Source organism: Mesorhizobium sp. M0816, assembly GCF_040320005.1.
In the GTDB taxonomy this organism is placed as follows: domain Bacteria; phylum Pseudomonadota; class Alphaproteobacteria; order Rhizobiales; family Rhizobiaceae; genus Mesorhizobium.
Window position 1 is genome coordinate 67,804 of the sequence record NZ_JAMYOT010000002.1, and the last position, 15,403, is coordinate 83,206.

General features: G+C 62.4%; 15 protein-coding genes and 1 riboswitch. Of the genes, 4 read left to right on the top strand and 11 right to left on the bottom strand.

The features are described from left to right. Positions 1–13: 13 nt before the first annotated feature. A complete protein-coding gene (locus NKI17_RS02555) occupies positions 14–1,108 on the bottom strand; it encodes a 2'-deoxycytidine 5'-triphosphate deaminase (RefSeq protein ID WP_352576988.1) in 1,095 nt (364 codons plus the stop codon). A gap of 124 nt (positions 1,109–1,232) precedes the next feature. Continuing rightward, positions 1,233–1,310: riboswitch (SAM riboswitch) on the top strand. Between the two features lie 70 nt (positions 1,311–1,380). Between NKI17_RS02555 and NKI17_RS02560 the strand changes: the two genes are divergently transcribed. Then, positions 1,381–2,571: an O-succinylhomoserine sulfhydrylase gene (locus tag NKI17_RS02560; RefSeq protein ID WP_352576987.1), complete on the top strand. Its 1,191-nt coding sequence runs from the start codon at positions 1,381–1,383 to the stop codon at positions 2,569–2,571. 36 nt (positions 2,572–2,607) lie between these two features. On the opposite strand, the gene NKI17_RS02565 is transcribed toward NKI17_RS02560, so the two are convergent. Then, positions 2,608–3,762 (bottom strand): glycosyltransferase, encoded by a 1,155-nt coding sequence (locus NKI17_RS02565; protein ID WP_352905373.1) that lies wholly within the window; start codon positions 3,760–3,762, stop codon positions 2,608–2,610. 226 nt (positions 3,763–3,988) lie between these two features. Between NKI17_RS02565 and apaG the strand changes: the two genes are divergently transcribed. After that, on the top strand, positions 3,989–4,381 hold the full coding sequence (apaG, locus tag NKI17_RS02570; protein WP_023677352.1) for a Co2+/Mg2+ efflux facilitator ApaG/CorD: 393 nt from the start codon (positions 3,989–3,991) through the stop codon (positions 4,379–4,381). A gap of 6 nt (positions 4,382–4,387) precedes the next feature. On the opposite strand, the gene NKI17_RS02575 is transcribed toward apaG, so the two are convergent. The 3 genes from NKI17_RS02575 to NKI17_RS02585 form a co-directional block, all read right to left on the bottom strand. After that, complete coding sequence (locus tag NKI17_RS02575; RefSeq protein WP_352576981.1) at positions 4,388–5,398, bottom strand: Hsp33 family molecular chaperone; 1,011 nt, start codon at positions 5,396–5,398, stop codon at positions 4,388–4,390. Between the two features lie 162 nt (positions 5,399–5,560). Next, entirely contained in the window at positions 5,561–6,472 is a 912-nt protein-coding gene (argF, locus tag NKI17_RS02580; RefSeq protein WP_254816329.1) for an ornithine carbamoyltransferase, read from the bottom strand. A 14-nt stretch (positions 6,473–6,486) separates the two neighbouring features. Further along, complete coding sequence (locus tag NKI17_RS02585) at positions 6,487–7,686, bottom strand: aspartate aminotransferase family protein (protein ID WP_023677349.1); 1,200 nt, start codon at positions 7,684–7,686, stop codon at positions 6,487–6,489. 355 nt (positions 7,687–8,041) lie between these two features. Between NKI17_RS02585 and NKI17_RS02590 the strand changes: the two genes are divergently transcribed. Further along, on the top strand, positions 8,042–8,566 hold the full coding sequence (locus NKI17_RS02590; RefSeq protein WP_023677348.1) for a GcrA family cell cycle regulator: 525 nt from the start codon (positions 8,042–8,044) through the stop codon (positions 8,564–8,566). 126 nt (positions 8,567–8,692) lie between these two features. Here the strand turns inward: NKI17_RS02590 and NKI17_RS02595 are convergent, their stop codons facing one another. The 3 genes from NKI17_RS02595 to NKI17_RS02605 all read right to left on the bottom strand — a co-directional run bounded on the left by NKI17_RS02595 (position 8,693) and on the right by NKI17_RS02605 (position 11,922). Next, positions 8,693–9,700, bottom strand: a complete 1,008-nt coding sequence (locus tag NKI17_RS02595) for a magnesium and cobalt transport protein CorA (RefSeq protein ID WP_023677347.1) — start codon at positions 9,698–9,700, stop codon at positions 8,693–8,695. Between the two features lie 116 nt (positions 9,701–9,816). Continuing rightward, the gene (gene phoU / locus NKI17_RS02600) at positions 9,817–10,542 is read right to left on the bottom strand and encodes a phosphate signaling complex protein PhoU (RefSeq protein WP_023677346.1); all 726 of its coding nucleotides are present in this window, start codon (positions 10,540–10,542) and stop codon (positions 9,817–9,819) included. Positions 10,543–10,659: 117 nt separating this feature from the next. Further along, positions 10,660–11,922 (bottom strand): sensor histidine kinase, encoded by a 1,263-nt coding sequence (locus tag NKI17_RS02605; RefSeq protein ID WP_352570369.1) that lies wholly within the window; start codon positions 11,920–11,922, stop codon positions 10,660–10,662. Between the two features lie 197 nt (positions 11,923–12,119). Between NKI17_RS02605 and ppk2 the strand changes: the two genes are divergently transcribed. Next, complete coding sequence (ppk2, locus tag NKI17_RS02610; protein ID WP_352905374.1) at positions 12,120–13,022, top strand: polyphosphate kinase 2; 903 nt, start codon at positions 12,120–12,122, stop codon at positions 13,020–13,022. Positions 13,023–13,046: 24 nt separating this feature from the next. On the opposite strand, the gene NKI17_RS02615 is transcribed toward ppk2, so the two are convergent. The 3 genes from NKI17_RS02615 to NKI17_RS02625 form a co-directional block, all read right to left on the bottom strand. Beyond that, positions 13,047–13,796, bottom strand: coding sequence for an enoyl-CoA hydratase-related protein (locus NKI17_RS02615; protein WP_352570367.1), 750 nt, complete (start codon positions 13,794–13,796; stop codon positions 13,047–13,049). A gap of 15 nt (positions 13,797–13,811) precedes the next feature. Then, entirely contained in the window at positions 13,812–14,450 is a 639-nt protein-coding gene (locus tag NKI17_RS02620; RefSeq protein WP_023677342.1) for an acyl-homoserine-lactone synthase, read from the bottom strand. 97 nt (positions 14,451–14,547) lie between these two features. Beyond that, entirely contained in the window at positions 14,548–15,279 is a 732-nt protein-coding gene (locus NKI17_RS02625) for a helix-turn-helix transcriptional regulator (protein WP_023677341.1), read from the bottom strand. Positions 15,280–15,403: the final 124 nt, after the last annotated feature.

Sequence of the window (15,403 nt, forward strand, 5' to 3'; positions counted from 1 at the left end):
ATTGCGAACAAGCTCAGCGCGCGGCGCGGAAATGCTTGGACAATTTCAGACCCTGCGCCTGATAGTTCGAGCCTAGATCTGTGCCGTAGAGCGCCCGCGGCCGTTTCAGCATGTGCTCGTAGACCAACCGTCCAACGATCTGGCCGTGATCGAGGATGAACGGCACTTCGTGGCTACGCACCTCGAGCACCGCCCGGCTGCCGGTGCCGCCCGACGCCGAATGGCCGAAACCCGGATCGAAGAAGCCGGCATAGTGGACGCGGAATTCGCCGACCAGCGGGTCGAAAGGCGTCATTTCGGCGGCGTAGAGTGGCGGCACATGCACCGCCTCGCGCGACACCAGAATATAGAATTCGTCCGGATCGAGCACCAGCTCGCCGGCACCGCTCTTGTAGAGCGGCTCCCAGAAATCGACCACATCCTGCGCGGCGCGCTTGTCGACGTCGACCAGGCCGGTGTGGTGCTTGCCGCGATAGCCGACCAGCCCGTCCTTGTCGCCGTCGAGATCGATCGACAGCGCGATGCCGCCGCCTGAGATGTTGGGCGGTTCGGTGGCGACCAGCATCTCGGCGCGGTGCAACTCGTGCAGCTCGCTTTCCGACAAGAGCGCATTGCCGGTGCGGAACCTGATCTGCGACAGCCGCGAGCCGGTCCGCACGACGATCGGGAAAGTGCGCGGGCTGACCTCCAGATAGAGCGGGCCTTCATAGCCGGCGGCGATCTTGTCGAACTCGTGGCCACGGTCGGTCATTACCCGGGTGAAGATATCGAGCCGTCCGGTCGAGCTTTTCGGGTTGGCGGAGGCGGAAATATGGGCGGGCAGCGCCAGGTTTTCGAGCAGCGGCACGATGTAGACGCAGCCGGTTTCCAGCACGGCACCTTCGGCGAGGTTGATCTCGTGCAGCTTCAGCCGGTCGAGCTTGTCGACAACCCTGTGGTCCGGGCCGGGCAAGAAGGAAGCGCGCACCCGCCAGGCCTTGTCGCCGAGCCTGAGGTCAAGGCTGGCCGGCTGGATCTGATCGGCATCGAGCGTGCGCGGCGATTTCAGCGCGCCCGTCTGGAACAGCGCGGAAATATCCTGATCGGGAAGAATGCCTGTCTGCCGCAAGGGTCTGGCTCCGTTCGAACGCCGGGCGAGGTCTTGTTCTGTCGCAGGACGCCTTTGGCACCTGCTTGGTACAACCCTCTTAATCATGCCGGCAATTGACGCAAGCGTGGCGCGGGTCTAAAGCTCGTTATCCCGTGGTGATTTGGCCGGTCGGCTTGCAGCCACGTTAAACAAGTCGCTAAAGGACCGTCGGGCCGCAAGGCCATATGGACCGGTTGCGACTTTCGCGACCGGTTTTTTGTTGTTTGGACCAATTTTGGTGTTTGGATGGAATGATGACCAAGAAGCGCGACTGGAAGCCTCAGACCGCACTCGTGCATGCCGGGACGCTGCGTTCCGGCTTCGGCGAGACCTCCGAGGCGATGTATCTCACCCAAGGCTATGTCTACGAGACGGCGCAAGCGGCGGAGGCTCGCTTCAAGGGCGAGGAGCCGGGCTTCATCTATTCGCGCTATGCCAATCCGACGGTCGACATGTTTGAGAAACGCATGTGCGCGCTGGAAGGAGCCGAGGACGCGCGCGCCACGGCATCCGGCATGGCGGCGGTGACGGCAGCACTGCTGTGCAGCGCCAAGGCGGGCGACCATATCGTGGCGGCGCGCGCGCTGTTCGGCTCCTGCCGCTGGGTGGTCGAGACGCTGGCGCCGAAATACGGCATTGAGGCAACGCTGGTCGACGGCACCGACATCGCCAATTGGGAAAAGGCGGTCAAGCCCAACACCAAACTGTTTTTCCTGGAAAGCCCTACCAATCCAACGCTGGAGGTAGTCGACATTGCCGCCGTCGCGGCACTTGCCAATTCGATCGGCGCCAGGCTGATCGTCGACAATGTCTTCGCTACGCCCTTGCAGCAGAAACCCCTGCAGCTTGGCGCCCACATCGTCGTCTATTCGGCCACGAAGCATATTGACGGCCAGGGGCGCTGTCTTGGCGGCATCGTTCTGTCGGACAAGAAATGGATCGACGAGAACCTGCATGACTATTTCCGCCACACCGGCCCAAGCCTCTCGCCCTTCAATGCCTGGACGCTGCTGAAAGGCCTGGAGACGCTGCCGCTACGCGTACGCCAGCAGACGGAAAGTGCCGGCCGCATCGCGGATTTCCTGGCCGAGCGCCCGCAAATCGCCCGCGTCATCTATCCCGGCCGCGCCGACCACCCGCAAGCGGCCGTGGTCCAGAAGCAGATGTCGGGCGGCTCGACGCTGATTTGCCTCGATGTGAAGGGCGGCAAGCAGGCGGCCTTTGCCTTCCAGAACGCACTCGAGGTCGTGCTGATTTCCAACAATCTCGGCGACGCCAAGAGCCTGATCACCCATCCGGCGACGACGACGCACAAGAACTTGACCGATGAGGCCCGCGCCGAGCTCGGCATCGGACCGGGAACGCTCAGGCTGTCAGTTGGCCTTGAGGACGCCGACGACCTGCTCGAAGACATCGAGCAGGCACTGAGAGTTGCCGGATAAGGGCTGGCCGAATAGAGGCGAGCGGGGACGCGCCGATCAGGCGCCGGACGGGGTCTCTTCCAGCTCTGCGACGGCCTTGGTCTGGATAGTCATCACATTGCCGCGCCAGTCGACGGCGCCGCTCAGCCATCCGCGCGCCCAAATGGCGGGAAGCATCAGGTCTCGCGCCATCATCGCCAGGATGGTGCGCAGCGACAGGTGCCATCCCTTGGCCGAGGCCAAGGCGAATTCCGGCAGGTAGGCCGCGACCAGCACGGCGATGGCGGTTGCCGGCAGGCTGACGCCGGCGTCAGCCGCCGCGATCAGCGCAAGCACCAGCGGCGGCGCTGCGCCGATCAGGATCTCGGGGGCGAAGAACAGCGCGAAGGTGACGCGGCGCAGCCGCGCCCAGCGCGCCTGCCGCGACCAGATCTCGCCAAACGTGCGCCGGCCGAGCGGCTGTTCGAAGGGCGAGGCGACAAGATTGACCCGCAGTCCGAACCCGTTGACCAGCTTGGTCGCGGCGGCGTCTTCGGCGATCTCGGCAGCAAGCGCGCAGATGCCGCCATTGGCGTCGAGCATCGGCTTATTCCACAACATGCTCTTGCCCTGCGCGAAGCCGAGGCCGAGCGCCTCTCCGGCGTACTGCCAGCGTGCCTGCAGCGTGTTGAGAAAGGCGCATTCGACCTCCCCCCAGAAGCCGTCCGGCCGCGAGCCGATCGGCGTCGAGCAGACGAGGCCGGTGTCGTGCCGCCACGCCGCCATCAGGTGCTGGACGTAGTCGCTCGGCATAAGCACGTTGGAATCGGCAAGGATGACCCAGCTATAATGCGCCGCTTCCCAACCCTTCACGCAATTGTTGAGTTTTGGATTGCCGCTGATGCGGTCGTCACCGACTAGAAGGCGGGCGCGAATAGCTGGAAAGCGCGCCATTGCGGCGGTGATCGGCTTGACCACCGGGTCGTCGGCATGGGCAACGCAGAAGATGAGTTCGTAGCGCGCCCAGTCAAGTGAGAAGGCGCGCTCCAGCGTCTCTTCGGCAAACGGCTCGACGCCGCGCGCCGGGATGACGATCGATACCGGCGGCGCGTTGGCCGCGGGCGGTGCGATCCTGCCTGGTCGCTTCAGCTTCAGCGAAGCTAACAGGATGCTGGCGAGATTTGAAAGAAGGAGGGCTATGGAAAGGAGGGCGGCTGCGAATGTCGGTTCCATCGAGATCTGGTCACTCCAGAAGTGCCGGCCGCATGACGGCCGTTTTCAACAATTCGACAGAACGCTGAGTCGCCCGGCACAAGCCTGCACACCATCATTGTCATGTGTCACTTAAATGACATTGTTTTTCGGCACCTGCCCTCGAGTCGGGCAAGAAGATGACGCGCATCGTTGATCAAACTGCGCTGAGCGTCGAAGTTCCATCTACATTGCTTTGGAGCAGTTTATGTACAGCGCCGTCACCCGCAACATCGAAGTGCAGGTCAGGCCGTTCTATCTGGAGGATCACTCCGACCCGCCGCAAAACCGCTATGTCTGGGGATATCAGGTGACCATCGACAATCAGTCGGATGAGTTCGTGCAGCTTCTGTCGCGCTACTGGCACATTACCGACGGCACCGGCAAGGTCGAGGAAGTGCGCGGCCCCGGGGTCGTCGGCGAGCAACCCGGACTCAACCCCGGCGACAGCTATCAGTATACGTCTGGATGCCCGCTCTCGACGCCGTCCGGCATCATGGTCGGGCACTACACCATGCGCAACAAGCGGGGCGAGACGTTCGACGTCGCCATCCCCGCCTTCTCGCTCGACTTGCCGGGAATGCGGCGCACCGTCAATTGACGGCCGTCATCCGGCCGCTGCAAACTCCGCCGGGTCGAAGTCATATTGCTTCGAGCAGAATTCGCAGGCGACGTGAATGCTGCCATCCTCGGTGCTGTCCCTGATCTCCTCGGCGGAAAAGCCTTCGAGGATGCCGTGGATCTTCTCCCTCGAGCATGAGCATTGGTCGGCGACCGGCACCCCGCCGAACACGCGGACGCCATGCTCGTGGAAAAGCCGGTAAAGCAGCCGTTCGGCGCCGATCGTCGGATCGATCAGCTCGGTCGGTTCAATAGTACCAAGCAGCGCCAGCAGCTCCTGCCAGGAATTGTCGGTCGGGTCGTGGATTTCCTCACGCGGATCGCCGTCGCCACCGGGAAGGTCGGGTACGCGCATGCGCTCCGCCGACTGCGGCAGGAATTGTGCCAGCAGGCCACCGGCCCGCCATTGCTCGCGGGCACCGCCGACGCCGGGCGTCAGAAGCTTGGCAACCGAAAGCCGGAGGTCGGTCGGAATCTGCTCCGACTGGCGGAAATAGGTGCGTGCGGCATGTTCCAGTGTGACGCCGTCGAGCTGGACGATGCCCTGGTAGCGTTGTGTGTGCGCGCCCTGGTCGATGGTCAGCGCCAGGACGCCGCTGCCGAGCAGCGTCTGCGGTGACGTCTCGCCGGCAGAAGTCAAAGCCTGCAGCCGGTCGGCATCGAAGCGGGCATAAGCGCGCAGCGCTTGCGGCGTGGAGAAATCCGCGACCAGCATGTCGACCGGCCCGTCGGTGCGGGTCTGCAGAATGAACTTGCCCTCGAACTTCAGCGAAGTTCCGAGCAATACCGTCAACACACAGGCTTCAGCCAGGAGCCGGGCGACCGGCTCGGGATAGTCGTGGCGGCTCAGAATAGCATCGAGCATCGGCCCGAGCTGGACGGTGCGACCGCGCACGTCGAGCGGGCCGACCTCGAACGGCACGACATGGTCGTCGCCGGCGTAGCCGAATTCGCCGAGCTTGGGTTTATGTTCAGCCAATTGATGAGTTTCCAACATGACAAAGCTCCGGGGCGCGGCGATGCCGCCCTCCGGGGCGCATGCGACGAGACGCGCTCGATTTGCGTGGTGCGCCTGAGATAGGCACCACCAACTCCCGGATCAAGGCGGCCCAGATCAAGGCGGCGCAGATCAGGCCGGCCCGGATCACCGCGGCTCGTATCAAGCGCCCAGGCACCAGGCCAGGACCGCCTTCTGGGCATGGAGCCGGTTCTCGGCCTCATCGAACACCACCGAATGCGGTCCGTCGATGACCTCGTCGGTAACCTCCTCACCGCGATGCGCCGGTAGACAGTGCATGAACAGCGCGTCCGGCTTGGCTTTCGCCATCAGTGCCGCATTGACCTGATAGGGCAGGAAGACATTGTGGCCGCGGGCACGGTGCTCCTGGCCCATCGACACCCAGCAGTCGGTGACGATGCAGTCGGCCTCGTGAACGGCCTCCTCGGGCGAACGGGTGAATTTCAGCTTGCCGCCATTGGCTTTCGACCAGTCGACATGCTTCTGGGCCGGTTCGCTGCCCTCGGGCACGGCGACGTTCAGCTTGAAATGGAACCGCGCGGATGCCTCCAGCAGCGAATGCAGCACGTTGTTGCCGTCGCCGGTCCAGGCGATCGTTTTACCGGCCACCGGACCGCGGTGCTCTTCGAAGGTCATGATGTCGGCCATCAGCTGGCAGGGATGGGTCTCGTCGGTCAGCCCGTTGATGACGGGGACCGTAGCGTTTTCCGTCAGTTCCAGCAGCCGGTCATGCGAGGTGGTGCGGATCATGATGGCATCGACATAGCGCGACAGCACCTTGGCCGTGTCGGCAATGGTCTCCGAGCGGCCAAGCTGCATCTCGGTGCCGGTCAGCATGATCGTCTCGCCACCCAACTGCCGCATACCGACGTCGAACGACACGCGCGTGCGCGTCGACGGCTTGTCGAAGATCATCGCCAGCACCTTGCCTTCGAGCGGCTTGCTGCGTTCGCCGGCCTTGAGCCTTGCCTTTCGCACCGCTGCGTCGTCGAGCATGAAGCGCAGATCGCCTTCGGAAACGGCGGAAAGATCGGTGAAATGGCGAAGGGACATCAGGAATTCCAGGATTACTTCGCAGCGGCAGCGACGATGGCATCTGCCAGGCTCTTGGCGCCGGCACGAATGCGCTCGAGCGCTTCGTGGATCTCGGCGTCGGTGACGGTGAGAGGCGGTAGCAGGCGGATAACGTTGTCGCCGGCCGGAACCGTCAAGAGATGCTGGTCACGCAGTGCCACCGTAACCTTGGTGTTGGGCATCGCGCATTTAAGCCCGAGCATCAGGCCGGTGCCCCTGATGCTTTCGATAACATCCGGAAATTCGTCGGCGACGCCAGCGAGCCCCTGCTTCAACAGCAGTGCCTTGCGCCGGACGTCTTCGAGAAAGCCGTCTTCCAGCACCACGTCGAGCACGGCGTTGCCGACCGCCATTGCCAGCGGATTGCCGCCGAAGGTGGTGCCGTGCACGCCGGCGGTCATGCCGACCGCTGCCTCGTCGGTGGCGAGGCAGGCACCCATCGGGAAGCCGCCGCCGATGCCTTTGGCCACCGCCATGAGGTCGGGTGTGACACCCGCCCATTCATGCGCGAACAGCTTTCCGGTGCGGCCGACGCCGCATTGGACCTCGTCGAAAATCAGGAGCAGTCCGTGCTGATCGCAGAGCTGCCTGAGCCGCTTCAGCGATTGCGTCGGCACTTGCCTGATGCCGCCCTCCCCTTGCACCGGCTCGATCAGGATCGCCGCGGTTTCAGGCGTGATCGCCTTCTCGGCGGCATCCACATCGTCGAAACCGACCTGGTCGAAGCCGTCGACCTTGGGGCCGAAACCTTCCAGATACTTGTACTGGCCGCCGGCGGCGATGGTCGCCAGGGTGCGGCCGTGGAAGGCGCCTTCGAAGGTGATTGTGCGGTAGCGCTCGGGATGGCCCTTGACGAAGTGGTACCGCCGCGCCGTCTTGATGGCGCATTCGAGCGCCTCTGCGCCGGAATTGGTGAAGAACACCTTGTCGGCAAAGCTTGCGTCGGCCAGCCGCTCGCCGAGCCGGCTCTGTCCCGGAATCTCGTACAGATTGGAGACGTGCCAGAGCTTGGCGGCCTGCTCGGTGAGGGCCGCGACCAGATGCGGATGGCTGTAGCCCAACGAATTCACGGCGATGCCGCCGGCGAAATCGAGATATCGCTCGCCCTTGTCGGTGACCAGCCAGGTGCCTTCACCGTGGTCGAAAGCCAGGGGTGCGCGAACAAAGGTCTCGAAAAGCGCCGAACCGCTCATTATATGCGTCTCCGGAACCGGAAAAATCAAAAAGCCGCCAAAGCGGCGGCCCTTGTGGCTTATCGTGTTTTTCGGCCGTGAAGTCAACGAAAAGGTCGCGCAAGGTCGCGCGGCAAGCCCCCCAGCATAACGCCGGCTCATAAGCGACCGGGCAAGTTGGGGAAAACCGAAAAAACCGATTCGTGTTGGCCTTGGGACTCTTGTCACCGAGTCAGCGCATAAGGTAATTGTAGTAGAGAAATAACTAGATTTCGTGCGGCGGACCTAATCACCCGATATATGTGGTGTCTGCCCGGCAGAAGCCGGGTCGGGAATGGATTCCGATTGCCGCACGTTTCAGCAGGAGCGCGGTCTCATGAACTGGACTGACGAGCGAGTCGAACTTCTCAGAAAATTGTGGTCGGAGGGCCTCAGCGCCAGCCAGATCGCCGCACAGCTTGGCGGGGTCAGCCGCAATGCGGTCATCGGCAAAGTGCACCGGCTGAAACTGTCCGGTCGCGGACGCACGACCGCCTCACCGGCACGCCAGAAGAAGACGGTGCAGGGATCGACGATCCAGAAATCGGTGTCCCGGGCAGCAAGCGCCACGCGCCATGCCACCACCTCGATGTCGATCGGTGCGACCGCGCTCAAGGCGCAGTTCGATGCCGAACCGGTGGCGCGCCACTATATCCGCCCGGTCGAGAACGTCGTCGTGCCGATCTCGCGGCATCTGCAACTTGTCGAACTCAACGAGCGCACTTGCAAATGGCCGAACGGCGATCCGCTTTCGGAAGACTTCCATTTCTGCGGCAACGACGCCGCCGAAACCGGCCCCTACTGCAAGTACCACGCCCGCGTGGCGTTCCAGCCGGCATCGGAGCGGCGGCGGAGCAGATAGTTAGGGGAATAGGGGAGTAAGGCAGTACGGCAGTAGGTGAATTGTAGAGAAGCGCGCTCCCGAAGCGATAGCCTACTGCCCTACTGCCCTACTGCCCTACTGCCCTCCTGCCCTCCTGCCCTCGCTTCAAAGCCACCCATTCTTGCGAAACCGCCAGTAAAGAAACGTGCAGATCAGGGCAATTGCCGCCAGGACGGCCGGGTAGCCATATTCCATCCTCAGTTCCGGCATGTCGCTGAAATTCATGCCGTAAATGCCGGCGAATGCCGTCGGCACGGCCAAGATTGCGGCCCATGAGGCAAGCTTCTTGGAGATCGCCGTCTCCTGGCTTTGACCGACCAGAAGGCTCGCCTCGAAGGCGAAGGCGAGAACCTCACGCAGGCTGTCGATCTTTTCCTGGACAGTGCGGATGTGGTCGGTGACGTCGCGAAACAGCGGGTGCATGGCTGTGTGGATTTGCGGCAGATCGGCGCTGGTGAGCCGCCGGCAGACCTCCACCAGCGGCAGGGCCGCATTACGCAGGCGCAAGAGATCGCGGCGCAGCATATAAAGCCGTTCGATATCGGAGCCGGTCATCGGTTTCAGCAGAACCTTGTCCTCGATCGCCTCGACCTCGTTTTCGATCTGCTCAAGCACCGGCATATAGTTGTCGACGATGAAATCGAGAATGGCGTAGAGGACGAAATCCTCGCCCTTGGCAAGCGAATGCGGGCAGCTTTCCCAATGCTGGCGAACGGCCGCGTAGGAGGTCGACGGGCCATGCCTGACGCTGACAATGTAGCCCGCGCCGACGAACAGATGCGTCTCGCCGAAGGTGACGCGGCTGTCGATCAGCTGCGCCGTGCGGGCAACGATGAACAGGGCATCACCATATTGCTCGATCTTCGGTCGCTGGTGCGGATGCTCGGCGTCCTCGATCGCCAGCTCATGCAGATGGAATTGCGCCTGGACGCGCAGCAACAAATTGCGGTCGGGCTCCAGCAGTCCGATCCAGACCACGTGGCCCGGCTTCCCGGCCCATTCGCCGGCTTCCTCGATCGGAATGTCGGCGATGCGCCGCCCAGCCGTATAGACGCCGCAAGCGATTATACCCGACATCGGCGGCGCAGGAGCAAACTCGCGGACGTATTCCATCGCAGCCTCCTGAAGGCGGGGCCTTCATCGCGGAACTGAGAAGTCGGCGCGTCGAAAGCTTAGCGCAATTTTCTGTCAGGTGGCGAATCCGAAATTCGCATCAGTTCTGAGAGAACTCACTTCGCTGGTTGGGTTGCGGGAAGAATAATCTTGTCCGTCTTGTCGCCCTTCGGACGATCGGCCGGCATCTGATCGCCGGTGACGATATAGTAGATCGTCTCGGCGATGTTGGTAGCGTGGTCGCCGATGCGCTCGATGTTCTTGGCGCAAAACAGGAGATGTGTGCAGGGCGTGATGTTGCGTGGGTCTTCCATCATGTAGGTCAGCAATTCGCGAAACAGAGAGGTGTACATGGCGTCGATCTGGTCGTCGCGGTCGCGCACGAAACCGATTTTCTCCACCGACCGCGACGCGTAGACGTCGAGTACTTCCTTGAGCTGGGTCAGTGCCAGATTGGCCAAAGCCTCGAGGCCGCGGAACAGGCTGTTCGGCTGGCGCCCGTCTGCGACGGCAACCACCCGCTTGGCGACGTTCTTGCCGAGGTCGCCTACCCGTTCGAGGTCAGCCGAGATGCGGATCGCGCCGACGATCTCGCGCAGATCCGTCGCCATCGGCTGGCGTTTGGCGATGATGATGATCGCCTTGTCGTCGATCTCGCGCTGTCCCTCATCCAGAACCAGGTCGTCCCGAATGACTTTCTGGGCAAGCCCCGGATCCGCATTGACCAGCGCCGCGACCGCCTGCTCGACCATGCGCTCGGCATGCCCGCCCATCGCCGCGATGCGCTTCGACAGATATTTCAGCTCCTCGTCATAGGCGCTGACGATATGCACGGATTGCATGGACGAAATGCCTTCCCGGGATCTCGTGGTTGAGTCGTTCCCTCGAATCCCCGCTGATACGCTAGCCGGATGACAGAAAAAAGAAACGGCCCATTATGTGCTAGAGATAGTACTACGTTAGCGAGCCGGCAAATGGACCGTGAACGCCGCACCCTTGCCGACCTCCGACCTGATGGAGAGTCTGGCGTTGTGGCGGGTCAGGATATGCTTGACGATGGACAGGCCAAGGCCGGTGCCCTTCTGGGTTCGGCTGTTCTCGACGTCGATGCGGTAGAAGCGCTCGGTGATGCGCGGGATGTGCTCTTCGGGGATGCCGGGGCCGAAATCCCTGATGGTGACGTCGATGCCTGGTTCGGGATCGCTGTCGCTGCGTATGATCGACACCACGACGCGTCCGCCCGACTGACCATATTTGCAGGCGTTTTCCAGCAGGTTTTCGAAGACCTGGAAAAGCTCGTCCCGATCGCCGGGCACGTCGAGCGGCCCTTCCGCGAAATCACGCTCGATGACGACGCCGTTTTCCTTTGCGAGCGGCCCAAGCGAATCGATGACGCTGTCGATGGCCTGGCGCAGGTCGACCTCGGTTCCCGGCTTGAGATAGGGCTTCATCTCCAAGCGCGACAGCGACAGAAGGTCGTCGATGAGGCGCGCCATGCGGCTGGTCTGGTTCTGCATGATCTGCAGGAACTGCTCGCGCGCCGCGGGGTCGTTGCGGGCCGGCCCGCGCAGCGTCTCGATGAAGCCGGCGATCGAGGCGAGAGGCGTGCGCAGCTCGTGGCTGGCATTGGCAATGAAGTCGGCACGCATTCTGTCGATCCGGCGCGCCTCACTCTGGTCCTTGAACACCAGCACGTAGAGATCCGTGGCATGGCCGACTGAAGACGCGCTCACCCGATAGGCTCGTTCGACCGGCAGCTTTTCTATGTAGTCGACGCTGTCCGAAGCGACGTTGCCCGCCAAGATACTATCCAGCAAGGCCTGCATTTCCGGCGCGCGGAATTTCAGCGACAGCGACATGCCGGGGGCAATCCCGCCGAAGGCGGCAAAGGCAGCGGCGTTGGCGTGGACGATGGCGGCGGAGCGATCGAAAATGATCAGCGGATCGGCAACCGCCGCCGCGAGATATTCGCCGGAAAGTTGTTGCACGCTTGACTCGATGGCCGCGGCATTTTCGGTCGATTGGCGGGCGATGCCGGCCGGCAGCATCGCAGCGGCAACCAGCACGGCGCCAGCCAGCAGCACCACATAGCCAGACATGCCGGCAAAACCATAGACCATCAGAACTGCAACGAGGCCGGCCGCCAGCAGCCAGCGGCTGTTCCACAGCCGCATGGCGACGGCTTGCGCCCTGCCTCTCCGCTCTGTGCCGATGTCGGCCATTTGCGCTCCGTCTGCGGCCACTTCAAGAACTTCTTGCTGGACCGGCGCTAGAGCGCAGTGCGTCCAATTGGACGCACAAAGGACGCTCTACCACTTTATCTGCTGCATCGTTCTTTCCGAAAATCGATTCCGATTTTCGGGCCGATGCAGTAAGGCTCCCAATAGCACGAGTCCGGAAGCTGGAAAGGTTCGCCTCGATGAAAAACGCTAAGGAAAGCCCCGCCGCACCCTCATCGGGGCCGCTGAAGATCATGATCGACGGCAAGGAGAGGGCGTTCGACATCGAGGCCCCCGCGCTTCCCGACTGGGTCGAGGACCGCAAGCTCACCGCCGGCGGTTACCCTTACGACAAGAAGATGAAGAGCGAGGAGTATGACGAGAGGCTAGAGAAGCTGCAGATCGAGCTGGTCAAGGCGCAGGCGTGGCTGCGGTCGACGGGCAAGCGGGCAATGTCGCTGTTCGAGGGGCGCGACGCTGCCGGCAAGGGCGGCACGATCTTCGTTTTGCGCCAGTATCTGAACCCTCGCACGGCGCGCAACGTGGCGCTGACCAAGCCAACGCCCACCGAGCTTGGACAATGGTCCTTCCAGCGCTACGTCGACCACTTCCCGACGTCGGGCGAATTCGTCACCTTCGACCGCTCCTGGTATAACCGCGCCGGCGTTGAACCGGTGATGGGATTCTGCACGCCCGAGCAGCACGAGCAATTTCTGAACGAGGTTCCGCATTTCGAGCGGATGATCCGCAACGAGGGCATACATTTCTTCAAATTCTGGCTGAACATCGGCCGGGAAACGCAGCTCGAGCGATTCCACGACCGCCGCTGGAGCCCGCTGAAGAGCTGGAAGTTTTCGCCAATCGACATCGCCGGCATCACCAAATGGGACGAATACACCAAAGCGCGCGACCTGATGGTCGAGCGCACGCACAAGGAGTTCGCGCCCTGGATCATTGTGCGGGCGAACGACAAACGGCGCGCGCGGCTGGCCGTGATGCAGCGCATTCTCCTTTCGCTTCCCTATGACGGCCGCGACCTCGACGTCATCGGCAAGGAGGACAAGAAGATCATCGGCGAAGGGCCGACTTTCCTCGAAAAATAAGCTCACCTCATCGATACGCGGCTCTCATGCCGCCAGCCGGGCAATCCGCTGCAGTCGCTTCAGCGTGGTGTCGTCCTGCAGCGCCTGCTGGAAAAGCGAGATCTCCTGGTCGATGCGGTCGCAGAGCGCGCCGGTGTCGCCCCTAAGCAGGTCGCGCGTCTGTAGCAGCGCCGCGACAGGCTTCTTGGCGAGTTGCCTGGCTCTTGCCAACGTGGCTTCCTCGACGCTGCCGTCCGTCACGATCTCGCCGACAAGGCCCAGTGCCCTGGCATCTTCGGCGGCGAGCGTGTCGCCCAGGCAGAAGAAGCGGAACGCCCCGGCATAGCCGAGCTTCTGCGGCGCCAGAATGCTGGTCGCCGCGTCCGGCACCAGGCCGAAATCGACGAACGGCACCCGAAACGTGCTCTTGCTCGAGGCGATCACCATGTCGCAGTGGAACAGGATGGTGCAACCGACGCCGACGGCGTCGCCGTCGACACAGGCAAGGACCGGTTTCGGGAACGTCGCCAGCGTGCGGAACATATCGGTGACGGCGGCGATCAGTCGCCGATGTTTGGTGGCGTCGAGAAATTCGGAGAAATCGGCACCGAGGCAGAAGCACCCGGCCAAGCCGCGCAGGACCACGACGCGGACGTCGTCGTCGACAGCGGCTTCGTGGAATGTCCTGGCCAGGCTTTCATAGGCCCGCCTGTCCAGCACCGGGCGGCCGTCACCCGACGATACCGTGACGATCAGCGTGTGATTGCGGAATTCTGCTTTTGCGTGAACGTTCATGGCCTCTCTCCAATCTCACGAGGCGCGTCTCTGTCCGAGCATGTCCGGGTACCCTCTGGCCAGCACCGGCGCAAAATGGTTGCGGCGCGAACGCACCACGTCGAGCGTGTGCTCGTTGAAGGTGAGCAGTGTGGCAACCACCTGCTGGTTGCCATAGGTACGCTGGTAACCGAGCGGCGTTGCCAGGAAATGCAGCTGCAGCGCGCGAAGCACCCACATCGGCTCGAATTCGATGATCACCTGATTGACGTTGCGCTTCAGACCCCACTCGACGAAGCCGGCGATCAGCTCGGTGCCGACCGTCGACACGCCGCGCCGACCGTCGCGGAATCCCGGCGCAACCGCATAGCGGGTCAGTTCATAGACATTCGGGCCCGACGGTGGGGTTCCCTCATAAAGGTCCGCCAGCACATCGGTTAGAAGATGTGCCCGGGTCGTCGGCAACATCCGCTGATAACCGGCGAGCTCGCCATTGCGGATGACGATCTGGTGCACTGCCTCGTCGTGGTCGAATTGATCGATCTCGAGGCCATCAGGGCGCTGCAGATCGGTCCATCCCATCTCTTCGACGAAAACTCTGTAACGCAAACGATGAACTGCCTCCCAGAGGTCGGGCCGTTCCATCAATTCCTGGGTCGTGAGGGAAAAAAGCATTTGCCGTCTCCTAGTTTCAATAGGAAGATACGGCCGTGCTTTCCCAAAAAAATTACGCGATCACGCAAGCAAGAATTTCTAGGCCGGCGCGGCCGACCTAGTTAATATAGCCGCGCCTTATCGCTTCCGCGACGGCCTGGACCCGGTTGACGGCACCGAGTTTGCTTTTGGCGTTAAGAAGGTGTTTCTCTGACGTGTGTTCCGAAATGCCGAGAATTTGTGAAATCTCCCATTCGGACTTGCCAACAGCAGCCCATTGCAGGCATTCGCGCTCACGCGGCGTTAATTCGACATGATCGATGGTTTTGCCCGCCATGGTGTGGAGCTGCATTGCGCGGCCAATCGCATAAGTCGAGACCAGCGACACCAACCCGAACTCGGCACTCGACAATTCAACAGCCTCGCCGCCTAGCGACACCATGACGATCTGGCCATCGAGCGTGATTAGCGGGAAGGCCAACCCGTCGCGCAGCTTGAATTCGCCGGCATCGCCCATCACCTCGCCGCCGCTCTTGCCGATGCGGATGCCCTGAGATGCTTCCCGCCACTGGAATGGCGCTTGAAGCTGCTTCATGTGGCTGACGACGGGGTCGTGATCGACGTAGTTGCGCGCGACGTAGCGCTCAAGCCATTCAGCCGGCCAGTCGCAGAGCAGCACATGGTCCTTTTGCTGGTTTCTCGGCGTGCCAGGTTGCGGAACCGTCCCGGCCATCAGCGCCGTCAGCCCGAACCCGCTTGTTACCCCCAGCAGCTTTTCGCAGACGGCGGCGGCTGTGCCGGCGTGCTGCAACTGATCTATCAACTCCAGCGTACGATCGAAATGACCCATCGCAACATCTACCCCATGTTGCCTTCCGCTCTTGAGGCCAATGGCAGTGATCAACCCGCACCACGCCATCAACCCCGGACTGCAAAGCTGCCTCCCCTGTGCGTCCTACTGCTCCTCTTCAGCC